The sequence below is a fragment of the Altererythrobacter sp. MTPC7 genome, from assembly GCF_042851395.1.
Lineage (GTDB): Bacteria > Pseudomonadota > Alphaproteobacteria > Sphingomonadales > Sphingomonadaceae > CAJXSN01.
The window spans coordinates 21,840-42,240 of sequence record NZ_BTGS01000002.1 but is presented as its reverse complement, the minus strand read 5'-3'; the positions used below and the strand labels follow the sequence as shown (position 1 = coordinate 42,240).

The 20,401-nt window shown below is 63.6% G+C and carries 11 protein-coding genes; 7 read left to right on the top strand and 4 right to left on the bottom strand.

Annotated features, from left to right (window positions below; genetic code table 11):
• Window positions 1–4: 4 nt before the first annotated feature.
• The 4 genes from ACGHJ7_RS01965 to ACGHJ7_RS01950 all read right to left on the bottom strand — a co-directional run bounded on the left by ACGHJ7_RS01965 (window position 5) and on the right by ACGHJ7_RS01950 (window position 7,151).
• Window positions 5–1,297, bottom strand: a complete 1,293-nt coding sequence (locus tag ACGHJ7_RS01965) for a spinster family MFS transporter (protein ID WP_390474164.1) — start codon at window positions 1,295–1,297, stop codon at window positions 5–7.
• A 52-nt stretch (window positions 1,298–1,349) separates the two neighbouring features.
• A complete protein-coding gene (locus tag ACGHJ7_RS01960) occupies window positions 1,350–4,307 on the bottom strand; it encodes a TonB-dependent receptor domain-containing protein (RefSeq protein WP_390474162.1) in 2,958 nt (985 codons plus the stop codon).
• 188 nt (window positions 4,308–4,495) lie between these two features.
• On the bottom strand, window positions 4,496–5,998 hold the full coding sequence (locus ACGHJ7_RS01955; RefSeq protein ID WP_390474160.1) for an MFS transporter: 1,503 nt from the start codon (window positions 5,996–5,998) through the stop codon (window positions 4,496–4,498).
• A gap of 118 nt (window positions 5,999–6,116) precedes the next feature.
• A complete protein-coding gene (locus ACGHJ7_RS01950) occupies window positions 6,117–7,151 on the bottom strand; it encodes a LacI family DNA-binding transcriptional regulator (protein WP_390474158.1) in 1,035 nt (344 codons plus the stop codon).
• Between the two features lie 195 nt (window positions 7,152–7,346).
• Between ACGHJ7_RS01950 and ACGHJ7_RS01945 the strand changes: the two genes are divergently transcribed.
• The 7 genes from ACGHJ7_RS01945 to zwf all read left to right on the top strand — a co-directional run bounded on the left by ACGHJ7_RS01945 (window position 7,347) and on the right by zwf (window position 20,401).
• Window positions 7,347–10,142 carry a TonB-dependent receptor gene (locus tag ACGHJ7_RS01945; protein WP_390474156.1) on the top strand — a complete coding sequence of 932 codons (2,796 nt, stop codon included), beginning with the start codon at window positions 7,347–7,349 and terminating at the stop codon, window positions 10,140–10,142.
• A 138-nt stretch (window positions 10,143–10,280) separates the two neighbouring features.
• A complete protein-coding gene (locus tag ACGHJ7_RS01940; RefSeq protein ID WP_390474154.1) occupies window positions 10,281–11,792 on the top strand; it encodes a tryptophan halogenase family protein in 1,512 nt (503 codons plus the stop codon).
• On the top strand, window positions 11,789–13,657 hold the full coding sequence (locus tag ACGHJ7_RS01935) for an alpha-amylase family glycosyl hydrolase (protein WP_390474153.1): 1,869 nt from the start codon (window positions 11,789–11,791) through the stop codon (window positions 13,655–13,657). Before ACGHJ7_RS01940 ends, ACGHJ7_RS01935 begins: the two co-directional genes overlap by 4 nt.
• Window positions 13,658–13,660: 3 nt before the next feature.
• Window positions 13,661–15,283 carry an alpha-amylase family glycosyl hydrolase gene (locus ACGHJ7_RS01930; protein WP_390474151.1) on the top strand — a complete coding sequence of 541 codons (1,623 nt, stop codon included), beginning with the start codon at window positions 13,661–13,663 and terminating at the stop codon, window positions 15,281–15,283.
• Complete coding sequence (locus tag ACGHJ7_RS01925) at window positions 15,280–17,322, top strand: glycoside hydrolase family 97 protein (protein ID WP_390474149.1); 2,043 nt, start codon at window positions 15,280–15,282, stop codon at window positions 17,320–17,322. Before ACGHJ7_RS01930 ends, ACGHJ7_RS01925 begins: the two co-directional genes overlap by 4 nt.
• Window positions 17,319–18,842, top strand: a complete 1,524-nt coding sequence (locus tag ACGHJ7_RS01920; RefSeq protein WP_390474147.1) for a tryptophan halogenase family protein — start codon at window positions 17,319–17,321, stop codon at window positions 18,840–18,842. Before ACGHJ7_RS01925 ends, ACGHJ7_RS01920 begins: the two co-directional genes overlap by 4 nt.
• 77 nt (window positions 18,843–18,919) lie before the next feature.
• Window positions 18,920–20,401 (top strand): glucose-6-phosphate dehydrogenase, encoded by a 1,482-nt coding sequence (zwf, locus tag ACGHJ7_RS01915; protein ID WP_390474145.1) that lies wholly within the window; start codon window positions 18,920–18,922, stop codon window positions 20,399–20,401.

The window sequence follows — 20,401 nt, the reverse complement described above, 5'->3', positions numbered from 1 at the left end:
TGGCTCAGGCCATGGCGGCCTTGCGCTCCGCCTCCAGCCGCAGGGCGCGCGATGCCATGTAGTAGAACCAGATCGCCAGCGGCGTCAGCAAGCCGACAGTCAGCAGCGCATATCGCAGGGATTCGTCCCCGAAGCGCGGAATGTAGAGGTCCGAAATGACCCCGATCAGGGTCGGCCCAAGACCGAGGCCAATCAGGTTGATGACCAGCAGGGTAATCGCGGCCCACACGGCCCGCATCTTCATCGGAGCCAGTGTCTGCAACATGGCGAATGTGGGGCCCAGGTAACAGCTCTGGAACAGGACCGCGATGAAATAAGCTCCCACCGCCCAAACGGCGTCCTGCATCAGGTAGAACATGATGAGGAATGGCAGGGCGAGCAGCTTCAATCCCGCGATCATCAGCGGCTGTGCCTGCATCCCGTATCGCTGCGCCAGCCGGTTGGCGAACCATCCGCTTCCCAGTCCGCTGGCAACGCCTGCCACGGCGAGCAGGGGCGCGACGATATTGCCGATCTGAAGGGTGTTGAGGCCAAAGCTGCGAATGAGATAGGGCGGCGTCCAGCCCGTCAGCGCGTAACCGATCAGCGACGTCAGCGTCACGCCCGCCACCAGCCAGCGCGCCGCTTCGTTCGAGAAAATGGAGGCGAAGCCTTCGCGGATGGTCGGTTGCCCTTCCAGCGCCGCGTGGCCCGGCTCTGCAATACGTGGCGGCTCGCTAGCGAATACGCGCACCAGGATTGCCAGCACGATGCCCGGCAGGCCAACCGCGATGAACGCCGTCCGCCAGTCGAAGAAATAGGTGATGTTGCCGCCGAATATCTGGCCCGCAGCGGCCCCCAGGGTCACACCCAGCGAGTAGATCGACAAGGCGAGCGCGCGTTTTTCCGCCGGATACATATCGGCGATCATCGAATGGCTCGGCGGGCTTGACCCGGCCTCCCCGACGCCGACCCCGATGCGGGCGAGCAGCAGATGCGTGAAGTTCTGGGCAAGGCCGCAAAGCGCGGTCATCCCGCTCCACAGGGCCAGAGCTACGGCGATGATGTTTCGCCGGTTCGACCGGTCGGCAAGGGCCGCAACCGGGACGCCAAGCGTGGCGTAAAACAGGGCGAAGGCCAGCCCCGACAGCAGGCCCAGCTGGGTATCGGACAGCAGGAGGTCCGCCTTGATGTCCTCCAGCAGGATCGCGAGGATCTGCCGGTCCATGTAGCTGAAGAAATAGGTCGTCGTCAGCAGCCCCAGCGTGACGCGGGTCGCACGGGGGCTCAGCGTCTGCTGGGTCTGGTCTGTGTTCATATATGTCGTGATGCCGGGATCACGGGTTCCGCGATCCCGGCATCCATTCCTCCTAGAAGTTCGTCTTCAGGCCGAGACGGTAGGTCCGCCCCAGCGCCGATCCGATGAACGGGTTGTAACCGAGCGGAAGCTGGGCCTCGGCCGGTGCTGCGTCGGTGAAGTTCTCCACGCCCGCCTGCAATTGCGCTTCCACGCCGCGGAACTGCAGTTCGTAGGTCAGGAAGAAGTCATGCTTCGTGAAGCTGCCGCTCTCGATCCCGTAGTCGGTCGGACCGGCAGAAGTCTGGAAGCACGGATCGCGCCCGATGCAGCGGTCGTCCGTCACGCCGTCGATATGCGTCAGGACGTAACGGGCGTTGAACCCGCCGGCGTTGAAGTTGGCATAGGCGTTGGCGCGCCATTCCGGGACCGTATTCGGGTCGCGGAAATAATTGCCGAAACCGACCGCGTCGTAGCTGTCGATGACCTGCACGCCCTGCACTTCGAACGGATCGAATTCGTAGCCCAGATTGTACGACCCGTTGCCGCCGATCGAGAACATCCCGAAATCGAACGGGAAGTCGTAATTGATCGCGACATCGAGGCCGGTGATCTTCACATCCGGACCGTTGACGAAATCGGTACGCACGCGGGCGATGTCGAGACCGGTCGTCGTGCCCTGCACACACTGGTTGCCGCTGAAGGTAATCAGGTTGGCCAGCGGGCTGGCGCAATTGACCGGCTCGTTACCCGTGGTCTGGCCATTGGCGACGAAGCTGGCGATGGCATCGCCCGGCGTGGTCGTGATCCGGTCTTCCAGGTCGATCGACCAGTAGTCCACGCTGAAGGTCAGATTGCCCGGCGTCAGGATGAAACCGAGATTGTAGGTCAGCGCGGTTTCCGGCCCCAGATCGTTCGGGTTGCCGAAGATGTCGAGCGACTTGTAGTTGCCGCCGGCCGCGGTGAACCCCTGCAGCGCCGTGGTACCGTTGGGCGAGACATTGGACGCCAGCGGACCACGGAAGGTGGTGCCGACCGAACCGCGCAGGGTCAGCCAGTCCGTCGCTTCGAACCGGGCCGAAGCTTTCGGATTGACGGTCGACCCGATCGGCGAACCGTAATCCTCGTAACGGATTGCGCCGTCGAGCTCGAGCCGTTCGGTCACCGGGACCGAGACTTCCGCGAAGACAGCGTACACGTCCTGCGACAGGCGCGCGGGCCGCGAACCACCGAGGAAGATGAAGGAGCCCACGCCTTCCGTCGCCGTGCCCACGCAGCTCTGGTCGCCCAGGATGAAGCACGGGTTCACGTCGAGATTCGACAGCTGGTTCAACGGGTCGGTCGTGAACTTGTTCTTTCGGTACTGGACGCCGGCAGCGAACGCCACTTCCCCTCCGGGAAGCTCGAACCCGGTACCACCGGACAGGACGGCATCGAAGACGACCTGCGTTTCCTCTTCCTCTGTTCCGTTGGGAACCTGCAGCCAAGACACCAGCTCTTCGCTGTTTTCCGCACCCGGTACGTAGAACTGGTTGTCGATGTTGAGCGCCGGGTTGCGCGGTCCGGCATTGGTGAACGGGTTGAAGAACAGGCAGCCGTTTTCCCCCGGGGTCGTTCCCCGGCAGTTCGGTCCGCCGAACCCGTTCAGGGCAGCCTGCAGGCGGGAGCCGATGATGCCCGGCGCGAAGAAGGTCCGGTCCGATTCCCAGAAGGTCCCGTCGATGTCGAGGAACAGGTTGTCCGACAGCTCGAAATCGAACCCGCCGCTGATGCGATAGGCATGGTTTTCCGCGAAACCGCGCGCTGCGCCGCTATCCTGGTCGAGCGGGTTCCCGAGGTAGCCGAACGGGCGGAACAGCACATTGGTTACCGCGACGATCGGATTTGTCGGGCTGCTCTGCGGCAGTCCGACCTGGTCCAGGAACGCCGGCAGGCCGGGGTTCGCAGGCGACGTCGTGAAAGCGCTGGTGAAGCCCGAGCCGCGCGGACCCTGGGTCGGCGGGAAGGCCGGCGAATAGTTGAGATTGTCGAGCCTGCTCGTCGCGAACAGGGCTTCGACGAAGAAATCGATCCGGTCCGAAATCGGGGCCGAGACCTGCCCGTAGACCTGGTAGCGATCCTCGTCCTCGACGATGTTGTCGTAGGGAATGTAGGTAAAGCGGCACAGAGCCCCGTCCTGGAAACCGCCGAGTGATTCACAGCCGACGTCGGGCCGGACCTGCGTATTGACCGTTCCCGTACCGGTATCGAAATAGCTCACGGCGAGCAGGCCGGGAGTCGAAAGCGCGGAATAGGCCGACGGGTTCACCGTATATTCGGTCTGCGTGTAATCGCGTTCCGTGGTGCGCAGTTCGGAACGGTGCTGATACCCTGCGCCGAGCAGGACGTTTGCCTCTCCAAGCTCGAGACCGACCAGCCCGCTCAACGTATAATTGCCGTCGGACCCGTCGATAAAGGTGTAATTGCCCTGCAATTCGGCGCCGACGAAATTGCGCCGCGTGACGAAGTTGGCCACGCCCGCAATGGCATCGGAACCATAGGTTGCTGCCGCGCCATCCTTCAGCAGCTCGACGCGGTCGAGTGCGAACAGCGGCATCAAGTTGGTATCGGCAAAGCCTGCGCCCGGCGCCTGGATGGTGCGCTTGCCGTTGAGAAGCACGAGAGTACGTGTCGGATCGAGGCCGCGAAGGTTGATGGAGCCGACGCCCTGGAAACCCTGCGCCACGGTCGAGAACTGGTTGGTATCGCCAAGGACCGCGCCGACCGAGGGCAGTTCCTTGATGAAGTCGAGCGGGGAATCTATGCCGTTCGCAGCCAGGTCTTCGGCGGTGAAGACATCGACCGGAAGCGATGCATCTTCCGGCGTGCCGCGAATAAGCGAGCCGGTAACGACGATCGTATTGTCGTTTTCCGAAGTATCCGACCCCGCGGTAATGGGATCGACCTGGGCCAGTGCAGGACTGGCCCCTATCAGGACTGCGCTGGCAAGTACGCCGCGCGCAACGGTGCTGAGGTAATCTGTACGCATCATCTTGGCTCTCCTCCAAGGGTTTGCACCTCGGGGAGAACATCAGACGCACAGCGGGCCTTGTTTACGGACCGTTCAAATGCATGCCCCTCTCCCAAGGCAGGGGAGCATCATGCACACACGATTAGGGTGCGGCAATAGGATATGACAATTTTGTTGCTGCGTGTGTAATTTTACAACATCGGCTGTTCCTAAAGCACAGATTTCACACGGATCATGGCCCCGGCGGCCACCACCCAGCAGGACGCCGCGAACAACATTGTCCACAACGGTTCGCCGGGGAAGAAGGCATTCATCACGCTGCCCATCACCGTTGCGACCAGCAATTGCGGCACGACGATGAAGACATTGAACAGGCCCATATAGATGCCGAGCTTCTGCTGGGGCAGGTTGGAGGCGAGGATTGCGTAGGGCATGGCAAGGATGCTGGCCCAGGCAATGCCGATACCGATCTCAGCCAGCAGCAGGGTCTGCGCATCGCGCACGGCGAAGAACATCAGAAAGCCGGCCGCGCCCAGCATCAGGCAGGCGGCATGGGTCCAGACCTGCCCGATCCTGCGGCTCATGACCGGAAGCAGCGCAAGCGCAGCAATCGCGGCCACCCCGTTATAGACTGTGAACAGGACATTCACCCAGTTCGCCCCTTCGTTATAGGGGGCACTGGCCGTATCGGTGCTGCCGTAAACATACTGCGTGACGACCGGCGTCGTGTTGATCCACATGATGAATAGCGCCGACCAGCTGAAGAACTGGACCACGGCGAGCCGTTTCATGACAGGCGGCATCCCTGAAAAATCGCCGATGATGCTGGAAAGGATGTTCGCATCTTGCCCGCGCCGCGCCATCGTGATCGCTGCAATGCTGAGCACGCCATACGCTGCCAGCAATGCGCCGAGTAGATAGACTTCCTTCTCCAGCGAGAATGCCTCGACCGCAAGGACGACCGCTGCGCCAAGGGCAATCCACAAACCGCCTGCAAGGAAGGATTTCGAGGCAAGGACACGCGCCGGCTGCGACAGGTCCTGCGCGCTATCGTCTCCGAATTCCGCCATTTGTTCGGGGCTGTATTCCTTCACTGTCAGAACGGTCCACATCACTGCCGCGAACAGAATTGCCGCGCCGGACCAGAAGCTCCAGCGGACGGTATCGGGCAGCTGGCCAGGGGGCGCGACATTCGCCACGCCCAGCCATTCCAGCAGGGCCGGGAAGATCGATCCGACTACCGCGCCCGCGCCGATGAAAGCGGTTTGCACGGCATAGCCTGCGCTATGCTGGTCGGTTCCCAGCATGTCGCCGACAAAGGCGCGGAACGGCTCCATCGAGATGTTGAGCGATGCATCCAGCACCCACAGCATGGCCGCCGCGAAAAGCAGCGGCGCGCCGAATGCCGGGCTGAGCGGCATCAGGAACAGCGCAAGGGACGCCAGGATCGCGCCGGTCAGGAAATAGGGCCTGCGCCGCCCGAAGCGGTTCCAGGTCTTGTCCGAGAGATACCCGATGATCGGCTGCACGATCAAGCCGGTCAGCGGGGCTGCGACCCACAGTGCCGGCAGGTCGTCCATGCTGGCGCCCAGCGTCTGGAACAGGCGCGACATGTTCGCATTCTGCAGCGCAAAGCCGATCTGGATGCCGAAGAAGCCGAAGCTGATATTGAACAATGCCCCCGGGCCCAGCCGGGGCTTGCCTGCACTCACACGAACTCTCCCTGTCCGCGGGGCCGTCGTCACAATGCGGACCCCGTCACCATGCGGGCTCGCACGGACAATGGGGATCGACAACATGTATACGAATGTTGCCGGCGATCGTGCGTTCTCAGCCGCCCGTGCTGCCCCGCACGATCAGCCGCGTTGGCATTCGCGGATCGGGCATCGGTGTCCCCTCGATCTGGGCCAGCAGCGTGTCGACCAGCTTCTGCCCGGCTCCCTGCACATCCTGCATCACGGTGGTGAGCGGCGGTGTCGTCAGGCTGGCAGCAGCGATATTGTCGAACCCAATGACGGCGACATCGGTGGGCACAGCGATGCCGCGCTCTGCAAGGACCTGCAGCGCGCCGATCGCAATCAGGTCGCTGGCTGCGAAGACCGCGTCGAACGGCCGGCCGGTGGCGATGACCTCCTCCATCGCGGCTCGTCCCGCCTCTTCGCTGGTAATTGCGTCGCACTGCAATCCTGGCTGCTCGGCAAAGCCATCATCCGCGAGCGCGCTTGCCATCCCGCGATAACGCTGCGCGAATTCGGGCGCATTGTCGTCGATCCGGCCGAGGAACGCGATGTTTCGCCTACCCCCGTCGATCAGATGCCGACCGGCGATCCGCCCGGCTTCGAAATTGTCGGACCCGATGGTCTTGCCGCCGCTATCCTGGCTGACGGAACCCCAGCGGGCATAGGACGTGCCCTGCTCCTGCAACTGCTGCAATCGGCGCTCGTATTGTTGCCAGTCGCCATAGCCCAGCAGGATAAGCCCGTCCGCCCGGTGGCTGTCATGGTATCGCTGGTGCCAGTCGTCTTCCATGCGCTGGAACGATACCAGCAGGTCGAGGCCGCGCCGGGCGCAGGCGCGGGTAATCGAACCCAGCATGGCGACGAAGAACGGATTTATCATGCTCTCGTCGGGTGTGGGATCTTCGAAGATCAGCAGGGCGATCGTGTCGGACCGCTGGGTCCGCAGCGAGGAAGCATTGCGATCGACCGCATAGTTCAGCTCCCTTGCAATCCGCTCGATCCGCTCGCGCGTCTGCACGCTGACCGAGGTATCGCCGCGCAGCGCCCGGCTGACGGTGGGCTGCGAAACCCCCGCCTTGTAGGCAATGTCGATGCTGGTTGGCCTGCCGCTCTTGCGCCGCCCCATAGCGTGCTCCTCGGCCCGCATAATGACGCGTTGCAGACCCTTCGGCAAGCGGGCGCGGCGCGGTGTGGCAATTTGGCGACATGGGCTGATGCTGCGCTGCACAAACATACGTATACCGTCTTCCCCGCACCAAAATCGCGTTCCATCAAGCAAGCCAACGGGCCTGTCCGAAGGGGGGCGGCGCCCATGCTCAGCATGACGAAACAACGCCGGCAAACGGCGATTTTGGGAGAGTACGAAGTGATCAACCGGAAGACATTCTCGGCAGGTATCAGCGGATCGGCGCTGGCCCTCTCGCTCGCACTGGCCGCTGCACCGCAGGCTGCGATGGCACAGGACGCCGAATCGCCGGAAGCGGCCCCGCAAGGAGACGAGGACGGCGACGAAGTCATCGTGGTCCGCGGCTTTCGCGCCTCGCTGGAAAGCGCAGTCAACGAGAAGCGCCGCAGCGACCTGATCCTGGAATCTGTCACTGCCGAGGACATCGGCAAACTGCCGGACGACTCCATTGGCGAATCCATTGCCCGTCTGCCCGGCGTCACGTCGCAGCGCCTGAACGGCCGTGCCAACGTGATCGCCATTCGTGGCTTCGGCCCCGATTTCTCGCAAACCCTGCTGAACGGACGCGAGCAGACGTCGACCGGCGACAACCGCGCGATCGAATTCGACCAGTATCCTTCCGAAGTCGTCAACCAGGTGGTCGTCTACAAGACGCCGAGCGCCTCGCTTGTCGGCCAGGGCCTGGTCGGCACGATCGATGTCCGCACGATCCGCCCGCTCGACCAGAGAGAGCGCATCCTGGCGATCGGCGCGAAGGGATCCTACGCCGATCTCGGCGCGCTCAACGCAGGGTCCAAGGAATTCGGCTTCCGCGTGAACGGCACCTATGTCGACCAGTTCGCGGATGACACGGTCGGCATCGCGCTGTCCGCCGCCTATACCGACGAGCCGTACCAGCTGCAGGAATTTAACGCCTGGGGCTATGCCGGCAGCGGCGAGCCGGGTTCGCCCTTCGTCATCGGTGGTTCGAAAAGCTTCGTGACCTCGACACAGCTGCAACGCATCGGCGTGTCCGGTACGCTGGAGATCGACTTCACGGACAGCCTGACGCTGACCACCGATGCGTTCTATTCCAATTTCGACGATGACCAGTCGAAGCGCGGCATCGAGCTTCCCCTGGGCTTCGGGGCCTTCGGCACCACGTTCGATCCCTCGACCGCCACCACCGTGGACACCGAATTCGGCGAGTTCGCGTCGTCCGGCACGTTCGAGAATGTCGAGGGCGTCATCCGCAACGACATCTTCCAGCGCCAGGCCGACCTCTATTCCGGCGGGCTGAACCTGGAATACGACAATGGCGACGGATGGAACGCCTTCGTCGATTTCGGCTATTCTCGCACCGATCGAAACGAACTGAGCATCGAAAGCTATTCGGGCACCGGATATAATGCAGGCGTCGGGGCGACCGATACGATCGGTTTCCAGTCCGACCGCAACGGCACCAGCTTCCAGCCGTCGCTCGATTACAGCGACCCCACGCAGATCGTCCTGACCGACCCGCTCGGCTGGGGCGGCAGCCGCGTTCAGGCGGGCTATTACAATAACCGCATCATCGAGGACGAGCTGAAGCAGTACCGCGTGGGTATCTCGCGCGAACTGGACGGCTTCGTCAGCAAGGTGCTGTTCGGCCTGTCCTATACCAATCGCGACAAGAGCCTGACGCCGGACGAATTCTTCGTACAGCCGCGCGGCGGCCTGACCGAAATCGCCATTCCGGACCAGTTCCTGCTGCGCAATACCGATCTCGACTACCTGGGCCTGGGGCCCATCGTCAGCTACGATGCACGCGACATCATCGCCTCGGGCGAACTGGTGCTCGACCGTAACCTGTCGAACGACATCCCGGCCAAGGCCTTCCGCATCAGCGAAGACCTGATGACCATCTACGGCCAGCTGGATATCGACCAGCAGCTGGGTGCCGGCATCCTGACCGGCAATATAGGGGTTCAGGCGATCCAGACCGACCAGACATCCTCCGGCCTAGCCTTCGCAGGCGGCCAGCAGGTCAACGTCTCTCTGGGTGACAGTTACTGGGACGTCCTGCCGTCGGCCAACCTGTCGCTTCGGCTCGACAGCGACTGGGTGTTCCGCATTGCCGCCAGCCGCCAGATCCAGCGCCCGCGCCTGGACGACCTGCGCGTTGCCATCGGCTACGGCATCAATATTAATCCCTCGGAAAGCCCGACCGGAGTTGCGCCCTTCATCAGCGGCGGCGGCGGCAACCCGCTGCTGCGTCCGTACCGCGCCAACGCCGTCGACTTCAATATCGAGAAGTATTTCGGCGGCGGGGGCCAGGGCGTGGTCGCGCTCCAGTTCTTCTACAAGGACATCAAGAGCTATATCGACCGCGCGCGCTTCGTGTTCGATTACTCGGCCTTCCCGGACCCGGCGGGCCAGCCCGTGGCGACGCAGATCGGCCTGCTGGATGCACCCACCAATACGGGCGGCGGGGATTTCTACGGGGCAGAGGCGTCCATCGTCTTCCCGCTGGATATCATCACGCCTGCGTTGGACGGGTTCGGCGTGACCGGCGGCCTCGGCTGGACGGACTCCAAGGTGGAGAACGCGAATGGCGACGAAGCGGTCATCCCGGGTTACTCGAAATGGGTCGCCAACGGCACTGCCTACTACGAGAAGGCCGGCTTCAACGCCCGCGGCAGCGTGCGTCACCGCTCCTCCTTCCTGGCCGACTTCACCGGCTTCGGCGGATCGCCCACGAGACGCCGTGCGCGGGCCGAGACCATCATCGACGCCCAGATCGGCTATGATTTCGAAGGCGGCGCGCTCGATGGCCTGTCGATTTACCTGCAGGGCCAGAACCTGACCAACCAGCCCTTCGTGTCGCAATTCGACGTACCGGTTCCCGAAGCGGTCATCGACTACCAGGAATACGGTCGCCGGTTCCTCGCAGGCTTCACCTACAAGTTCTGAAGCCTGCCGGATGGAGGGGCCTCTCGCGGGTCGCGGGGGCCTCTCCATCCGCCGTTCGCCCTGCCATGCCGGCGACGCTGTTTGTCGGCCTGGCGGTTGCCCCACTGATGATGACGGGGCGATAAGGGAGATGTGAGCGTGCCCAATCCTGCCCTACCCCCGATAGTGATTGCCGGCGGCGGCAGCGCCGGGTGGATGGCGGCTGCCACGCTTGCGCGCTTCTCGGGGCGCGAAATCGTCCTGGTCGAAAGCGATGCCATCGGTACGGTCGGCGTGGGCGAGGCGACCATTCCGCAGATCCGCCTTTTCAACGCGGCACTCGGCATCGATGAAGGCAAGTTCCTGCGCGAGACGAAGGGCACGTTCAAGCTTGCCATCGCATTCGACGGATGGTCCGGCGAAGGGGCAAGCTACCTTCACGCTTTCGGGTCCGTGGGCCATCCTTCCGGCGTCCTTCCGTTCCACCATTACTGGCTGCGCGCCCGCGCGGAAGGACAAGCCGGGCCGCTTGCCGACTATTGCCTCAACGATGTCGCGGCGCGCAGCGGAAGAATGCAGTTCTTCCGGGCAGAGCCGGGCCAGCCTGCGCCCGACCTGCCCTGGGCCTATCACTTCGATGCCGGGCTCTATGCCGCGATGCTGCGCCGCTATTCCGAAGAGCGCGGGGTGCGGCGGGTCGAAGGCGCGATCGCCGCTGTCGAACGCGATGGCGATACCGGCGACATTGCAGCGCTAGTGCTGGAAGATGGCACGCGGGTGGAAGGCGGCTTCTTCCTCGATTGCACAGGCTTTCGCTCGCTCCTGCTGGGCGAAACGCTCGGCACCGGGTTCGAGGACTGGTCGCACTGGCTCCCTTGCGACAGTGCCGTCGCGGTGCCCTGCGCCTCTGCAGGCGATCTGACGCCCTATACAAGGGCAATCGCGCGCAAGGCGGGCTGGCAGTGGCGCATCCCGCTGCAGCACCGGATCGGCAACGGCCATGTCTTCAGCAGCGAGTTCATGAGCGAGGACGAGGCCACTGCGATTCTTCTGGGCGCTATCGATGGCGAGCCGCTGGGCCAGCCCCGCACCTTGCACTTCAGGACCGGCATGCGAACGCGTCAGTGGGAACGCAACTGCCTTGCTCTCGGCCTCGCCGCAGGCTTCATGGAGCCGCTGGAATCGACATCCATCCACCTGATCCAGTCGTCCATCGCACGCCTTCTCCAGATGCTTCCCGGAAAGGCATGCGAAGAGGCTGTCAGGGACGAGTTCAACCGGCAGGCCCGGTTCGAGTGGGAGCGTATTCGCGACTTCCTGATCCTGCATTATGTCGCAAATGGCAGGACCTCGGAACCGTTCTGGGATCGCTGCAGGGCCATGCAAATCCCCGAGACGCTGGCGGCAAAAATCGCTCTCTACAGGGCCAGCGGCACGATCCACCGTGAACACGAGGAATTGTTCACCGAACCGGGCTGGCTGCAGGTCCTGACGGGACAGGGCGTCGTCCCCGGCCGCTACAACCCGATCGCGGACCAGATGCCTGCCGCGCAGCTTTCCGCGATGCTGGAGCGGATCGCATCCCGCAATCGGCAGACCGTCCAATCCATGGCAGACCACGCAGATTTCCTGCGCGCCGTCATCGACCATTCGCAGAGGAAATCCGCATGATCCGCAAAGCCGCTCTCCTGCTGGCCGCCAGTACCGGGCTTGCCCTCCCCGCCTGCGCCGGCACGCCGCCGCCCGTACAAATTGCAGCGCAAGGCCCGGTATCAGGTACAGCGCAGGATTTCCGCGCCCGCCCGGTCACGGACGAGGTCATCTATTTCGTCCTGCCCGACCGCTTCGCCAATGGCGATACCACCAATGACGACGGCGGCTATGGGCCGGACAGGCTCGCCAGCGGCTACGATCCGACCCACAAGGGCTGGTATCACGGCGGCGACTTGAAGGGGCTGACCGAAAAGCTCGATTATATCCAAGGATTGGGCGTCACGGCGATCTGGTTCGCGCCCATTTTCAAGAACAAGCCCGTCCAGGGCGATCCCGGCAATCCGGGCTCTCTCAGTGCGGGCTATCACGGATACTGGGTGACCGATTTTACCCGGGTCGATCCGCATTTCGGCACGAATGCCGAATTCAAGGCCTTCGTCGACGCGGCGCATGCGCGCGGGATGAAAGTCTACATGGACATCATCACCAACCACACCGCCGATGTGATCCGCTATGCGGAGAACGAATACGACTATCGCAGCAAGGGCGAATATCCCTATTCCACGCGCGGCGGGACAGATGGCGCGCCGATCAATCCCGGCTTCGGCGGCGACGATGATCCGGCCGCGGCGAACTGGGCCGCGCTTGCCGACCCGGCCTATGCCTACACGCCCGTCGTCCCGGAAGCAGAGAAGGACATCAAGGTCCCGGCCTGGCTGAACGATCCGATCTACTATCACAATCGCGGCGACAGCGCGTGGGTCGGCGAAAGCAGCGTCTATGGCGATTTCGTCGGGCTGGACGACCTGTTCACGGAGCATCCGCGCGTGGTCCAGGGCATGATCGATATCTTCGGCGGCTGGATCGACGAATTCGGTATCGATGGATTCCGCATCGACACCGCGAAGCACGTGAACCCCGAATTCTGGCAGCAATTCGTGCCTGCCATCAAGGCCCGCGCCGCAGCCACCGGCATTCCCAATTTCCACGCCTTCGGCGAAGTGTACTGGAGCAATCCGGTCCAGCCGCTGGGCGCGGAAATCATGGCGAAGTCGGGCCTGCCCTACACCCTGGACTTCGGCTTCGCAGCCGCTGCACAGGAAGTCGCCGGCGGAAAAAGCGCGCCGTCCATGATGGCCGACCTGATGGAACAGGACGCGGTCTATCCCGGCGGGGCCGACACGGCGCCGGGCCTGCCGACGTTCCTTGGCAATCACGATATGGGGCGGTTTTCCATGTTTGTGCGAAGCCATGCGGAAGGGGCGGACGAAGACGAGATCCTGGCCCGCGTCATGCTGGGTCATGCCATGATGTTCACCCTGCGCGGCGTGCCGACCATCTATTACGGCGACGAACAGGGCTTCGTCAGCGACGGCAACGACCAGCTGGCGCGCGAGGACATGTTCCCCAGTCGCACCGACGTCTACAACGACAACGACCTGCTGGGCACGGATGCGACCACCGCGCAGGACAATTTCGACACACGTCATCCGCTGTACGAACTGATCGCGGCTCTTGCCGAGGTCCGCCTTTCCAGCCCTGCCCTGATGCGCGGTACGACCGTGGTGCGCGCCTTTGATCACGAAGGTCCTGGCCTGCTGGCCGTGGAACGGCACGATCCTGCGTCGGGTGAGCGGGTGCTCGTCGCTTTCAACACCTCGAACGCGCCGATTACCCGCCATGTCGAAGTCGATTACGGTGCCACCGGCGTATCGGCGCTGATGGGACAGTGCCCTCTCTCGCTGGCAGCGCGCGGCAGCCTGCGGATCGACCTGCCGGCCCTCGGCTATACCGCCTGCACGCTGACGAGCGGGGCAGACTGATCGATGGCCAGTCTCAGCATGCAAGGCCCGGTGTCCGCGACGCAGGAAGACCTGCCTTGGTGGCAGGGCGCGGCAATCTACCAAATCTACCCCCGCAGCTTCATGGATTCCGATGGCGACGGCGTGGGCGATTTGCCGGGCATTACCAGCCGGCTGGATCATGTCGCGTCGCTGGGTGTCGATGCCATCTGGGTGTCGCCCTTCTTTACCTCGCCCATGCGGGATTTCGGATATGACGTGGCCGATTACTGCGACGTCGATCCGCTGTTCGGGACCCTGGCCGATTTCGACGCGATGGTTGCGCGCGCGCACGACCTGGGCCTGAAAGTCCTGATCGACCAGGTGTATTCGCACACTTCGGACGAACATCCGTGGTTCCGTGAAAGCCGCGCCAGCCGCGATAATCCGAAGGCAGACTGGTATGTCTGGGCCGATGCCAGGCCAGACGGAACGCCGCCCAGCAACTGGCAATCGGTCTTCGGCGGGCCGGCATGGACCTGGGATGCGCGGCGCGGCCAGTATTACATGCACAATTTCCTCAGCAGCCAGCCGCAGGTGAACGGACACCATCCCGATGTGCAGGACGCCCTGCTGTCGGCCATGCAGTTCTGGCTGGACAGGGGCGTCGACGGCTTTCGCGTGGATGCGCTAAATTTCCTCATGCACGACCCGCAGCTGCGCGATAATCCCCCCGCCCCGCCCAGCGACAAGCCGCGAACGAGGCCGTTCGATTTCCAGCGGCGCGTCTACAACCAGTCCCACCCCGATATTCCGGGCTTCATCGCCCGCATGCGCCGGCTGACCGACCGCTACGATGCCATCTTCACTGTCGCGGAGGTCGGCGGAGACGATGCGGAGGAAGAGATGAAGGCGTTCACGAAGGGCGATACGCATCTCAATTCCGCCTACGGTTTCAATTTCCTCTATGCCGACCGGCTGACCCCCGGCCTGGTCTGCGGCGCGCTGGCGCAGTGGTCCGGCGAGGAAGGGGCTGGCTGGCCCAGCTGGGCGTTCGAGAACCATGACGCACCGCGGGCACTGTCCCGCTGGTGTGCTCCGGAACACCGCCACGCCTTTGCCCGGCTGAAGATCGCTCTCCTCGCGTCCCTGCGCGGCAATATCATCCTGTGGCAGGGCGAAGAGCTGGGGCTGACCCAGGTCGACATCCCCTTCGACCAGCTGCACGATCCCGAAGCCATCGCCAACTGGCCGCTGACCCTCTCGCGCGACGGTGCGCGCACCCCGATGCCGTGGGAAGCGGGCGCGCCTTCTGCCGGGTTCGGAGCGGACCAGCCATGGCTGCCGCATGGCGAGGAAAACGTCGCGAGGGCCGTCGATGTCCAGAACGCTGACGACGGCTCTCTCCTTTCTTTCACGCGTGAGGTGCTGGCGCTGCGCAATGCCGCCCCGGCCCTCCACCACGGAGACGTGCGGTCGTGCGAGGCTGCAGGCTCGCTGCTGGACCTCGTCCGGGAATGTCGGGGTACGCAGGTCCGCTGCCTGTTCAACCTCTCGCCCGACCCGGTCGCGATCGATGCCGCGGGCCGTATCCTGCTGGCCGTCAACGGCGCATCATCCGACACCCTGCCGGGCCATGCCGCCCTGTTCCTGGAGACCGAGCTATGACACGCCTTCTTGCCACCATTGCCCTTGGCGCATTGGCCGCGCCCCTGGCCGCTGCCGAAGTCGCTTCGCCCAATGGCCGCATCGTGGCCGAAATGGACGTCGATGGCGACGGCGTGCCGTTCTACCGCGTCACACGCGATGGCAAGGAAATCATCGCCGAAAGCGACCTGGGCTTCACCTTCAGCGATGCCGAGATGATGCGCCGCAACTTCGTGGTCGAGAGCGAGGCACGCGACAGTCATGACGGCACCTGGGAGCAGCCATGGGGCGAACGCCGCTTCGTACGCGACCATCACAACGAGCTGGCTGTCACGTTTCGCGAGACGCGCAATACTGCCGACCGCGCACTGACCGTCCGGATGCGGGTATTCGATGACGGCGTGGGCTTTCGCTATGAATTCCCGGACGATCCGGACCAGCCGGTATGGAACATCACGAATGAACTCACCGAGTTCAATATCGCATCGCCGGGCACCGCGTGGTGGATACCGGGCGGCGACTGGAACCGGTACGAAATGGTGTACCAGGAAACGCCGGTCGACGCGGTGTCGATTGCCCATACGCCCATGACCATGCGGTTGGACGACGGGACGCACCTGTCGTTCCACGAAGCGGCGCTGGTGGATTATTCCGGTATGTGGCTGCGCCGGATGGAAGGGCAGCGCTTTCGCGCCATGCTGGCCCCGTCCAGCCGCGGTGCGAAGGTCGTGCGCGAGGGCGCTTTCACGACGCCCTGGCGCACCATCCGCATCGGCGACGAGGCTGCCGACCTGGTCGAGAACGACCTGGAACTGAACCTCAACGAGCCTAACAGGCTGGGCGATGTCGCATGGGTGGAGCCGGCGAAATATATCGGTATCTGGTGGGGCATGATCTCCAATCGCTGGACCTGGGGCACCAGCGACCGTCACGGTGCGACGACCGAGCGCGCGAAGGAGTATATCGATTTCGCCGCCGAGCATGGCTTTCGCGGCGTCCTGATCGAAGGCTGGAACATCGGCTGGGATGGCGACTGGTTCAACAATGGCCGCGAATTCAGCTTCACGCACGACTATCCCGATTTCGACCTCGAAGACGTAGCCGCGTATGCCCGCTCGAAGGGGGTTCGGATCATCGGACACCATGAAACCAGCGGGAACATCGCCAATTACGAAAAACAGCTGGGCGACGCGCTCGACCTTTACGAAAGCCTCGGCATCGACTGGATCAAGACCGGCTATGTCGAGGATGCCGGGGGGATCGTGTCCTGCAATGCGGACATCGCCGATCCGTGCGACGAGAATACCGAACTGTTCGAATGGCACGATGGGCAGCGGCAGGTGCAGCATCACCAGCTGGTGGTGGAAGAAGCGGCAAAGCGCCGGATCGCCATCAACCCGCATGAGCCGGTAAAGGATACAGGCCTCAGGCGCACCTATCCCAACTGGGTCGCCCGGGAAGGCGCGCGGGGGCAGGAATACAATGCGTGGGGGCCGTTCAACAACGGTCCGGAACATGATCCGACGCTGGTCTATACCCGCATGCTGTCCGGCCCGATGGACTACACGCCGGGAGTCCTTTCGCTGAAGGGCGACCAGGACGTGCCGATCGCATCGACGCTGGCGAAACAGCTCGGCCTTTATCTCGCCATCTATTCGCCGATCCAGATGGCCGCCGACTTCATCGAAAGCCTGGAAGCCCATCAGCGGGAACTGGATTTCATCAAGCAGGTCCCCGCCGATTGGGCGGAAAGCCACCTTATCGCAGGCGAAGTGGGCGATTACGCGATCTTCGCGCGCAAGGACCGGGCCAGCGAGGACTGGTATCTGGGCGGCGTGAACGATGCGATGCAGCGGACGGTCGACCTGCCCCTGGATGTGCTGGAAGATGGCGTCGTGTACGAAGCGCAGGTGTGGAAGGACGGGCCGGATGCGACCTATCTGACAGAGGACCGGCACGATATCGCCTACGATACCGTCATGCTGACATCGGACGACACCTATACCGTGCGCCTCGCCCCCGGCGGCGGCTTTGCCATGCGGCTGGTCCCCCAGGAGTGAGCAGGGACGGCCCTGGCGCGCACGCCGCGTCCGGCATGCCGCCCCGCGTGGTGGTCCTTGGCGGGGGCAGCGCGGGCTGGATCACCGCCTGCCTCCTCCACCACGCCTGGGGGCAGCGCGGGGGCCATGTAACCGTCGTCGAAAGTCCGCAGATCGGGATCATCGGCGTTGGCGAGGGTTCTACGCCGCAGCTGAAGGCATTCTTCGACCATCTCGGCATTGCCGAGGACGAATGGATGGCCCCGTGCGAGGCGACCTACAAGCTGGGCATCCGGTTCTCCGGCTGGAGCGAGCGCCCAGGTTACGAAAGCTATTTCCACCCCTTCCCCGGCCCCGTCGACCTGCATAGCGAACCGGGGTTCGTCGCCAACTGCGCCGCCGCACGGCGCGGGTTCGATGCCCCTGCACACCCGGACGACTGGTTCCTTGCGACCGTCCTAGCCTCGCGCGGGAAATCACCGCAAGCGAACGCCAGTTTTCCCTTCGCGCCCAGCTACGGCTACCACTTCAATTCGCATCGCCTGGGCCAATTCCTGCGCGAATGGGGTACCGCGCGCGGCATCGTCCATCGACCGCTGACCGTCAGCGAGATCGAGATGGGGCCGGAAGGCGACGTCGCTGCGTTGCTGTGCGATGGAGGCGAGAGGATCGAGGGCGACCTTTTCGTGGACTGCTCCGGCTTTCGCAGTGTGATCGCACAGGGGCGGTTGGGTACGCCGTTCTGCGCATTTTCCGGCAATTTGTTCAACGACCGCGCCGTGGTCATGCCGACGCCGCATCAGGGCGGATACAAACCCCGGACGGACGCCATCGCGATGAAGAGTGGCTGGCGCTGGTCCATCCCTCTCACCAGCCGCGTAGGCAATGGATATGTCTTCAGCTCGCGCCATACCGGCGATGCCGAGGCGGAAGCGGAATTGCGAGCTGCACTCGGACCTGCCGCAGAAGAGACCGAGGCGCGGTTCCTCGACATGAAGGTTGGCCGGGTCGAGAACAGCTGGACCCGAAACTGCCTTGCCGCAGGACTGGCGCAGGGTTTCCTCGAGCCGCTGGAGGCGACGGCCCTGCACATCGTCATCGTCACTGCCCTGGAATTCGCCAGCGCCTATGAACAGGGCGGGTTCGGCCCGGGGAACCGCGACGCCTTCAACGCCTCGATCGCTGCACGCTATGACGGCATTCGCGATTACATCGTCGCGCATTACCGCCTGAACCAGCGGACCGATACGCAGTACTGGCGCGACAATGCCGCCAACGACGATCTTTCCGACGGGCTGAAAGCAATGATGACGGCCTGGTTCCGTCACGGCGACATGCGCGAGGCGAACGAGCGCGCCTATGGCGGCCGCAGCTATTACGCCAATGCCAGCTGGCACTGCCTGTACGCAGGCTATGGCACCTTCCCTTCCCCCGACAAGATGCAGCCCGTGCCCGAAAGCGTCCGGATTGCCGACCGGCAGGCAGTCGCCGCCATGCTGGATGCCTGCGCGCAGAATTTCCCCTCCCTGCCGCAAGGGTAGGAGGGCGGGCACCCTTCGCCGCCGCATTCGTATTTCCATGGCAAGCGATAGGTGTTTATCGCAGACCGATCACATCCGTGCACGAGAGGAGCCGCGCCATTTCCGCTGCCAATTCCCTGAAGCCTTCGACAAGCCTGCTGCTGTTCGGGGCGACCGGCGACCTTGCGAAGAGGATGCTGCTGCCATCCCTGTTCGCCCTGCATGAAGACGAGCTGATCGACGCAGACCTGCGGATCACGGGCACGGCCCGCAGCGAACTCGACGATGAGGGGTTCCGGGACTTCGCGAAGGAAGCGCTGGAGGAATACCTGCCAGAAGACCGCAGGGATTCCGGCAGTATCGCAAGCTTCCTCGAACGCCTGCAATACCAGCCGCTCGACGCCTCCACGCTGGAGGGGTTCGACGACCTCGCCGCGAAACTTGGCGATATTTCCGGCGGATTGTCGATCTTCCTCTCGACCGCGCCATTCCTGTTCGAACCCACCATCAAGGGGCTGAAACATGCCGGCCTGACGGGGCCACACGTCCGCATCGGCCTGGAAAAGCCGCTCGGCAACGATCTCGCCAGCTCTGCCGTCATCAACGATGCGGTTGCCAGCGCTTTCGACGAAGACCAGATTTTCCGCATCGACCATTACCTGGGCAAGGAGACGGTCCAGAACCTGATGGCGCTGCGCTTTGCCAACATGATGTTCGAACCGCTGTGGAATGCAGGCGGGATCGAGCACGTGCAGATCACCGTCAGCGAAACGGTGGGGCTGGAGGGCCGGCACGGCTTCTACGACGACACCGGTGCGCTGCGCGACATGGTGCAGAACCACATGCTGCAATTGCTGGCGATTACCGCGATGGAGGCCCCGGCGGAATTCGACGCGACCAGCGTGCGCGACGAAAAGGTGAAGGTGCTGCGTTCACTGCGCCCGGTGAAGCCCGCCGAAATGGTGCGCGGCCAGTATGGCAGCGGCGCGGTCGCCGGAAACGCGGTCGAAAGCTACGAAGACGATCTTGGCGAGGCGTCCGACACCGAAACCTTCGTCGCGCTGAAAGCCCATATCGACAACTGGCGCTGGCAGGGTGTGCCCTTCTACCTGCGCACGGGCAAGCGCATGGCCGAACGCCGCAGCGAAATCGTGATCCAGTTCAAATGCGTGCCGCACAATATCTTTGCAGAGCGCGGCGGCAGGCTGAATGCCAACCGGCTGGTCATCCGCCTGCAACCGGAGGAATATGTCCGCCTGATGGTCATGGCGAAGAAGCCCAGCATGGACCGCGACGGCGTGACCTTGCGCGAGGTGCCGCTCGACCTGTCGCTCACTCAGGCGTTCAGCCGCGCGCGTCGCAGGATCGCCTATGAGCGCCTGCTGCTGGACCTGATCGACGGCGATCCCACCCTGTTCGTGAGGCGCGACGAGGTGGAGGCCCAATGGCGCTGGATCGACGATATCCGGTCAACCTGGGCGAAGGAAAACATGGAGCCCAAGTCCTACGGTTCGGGCGGATGGGGCCCCAGCGCCGCCATCGCCCTGACGGAGAGGGACGGGGTCAGCTGGAATGAGTAA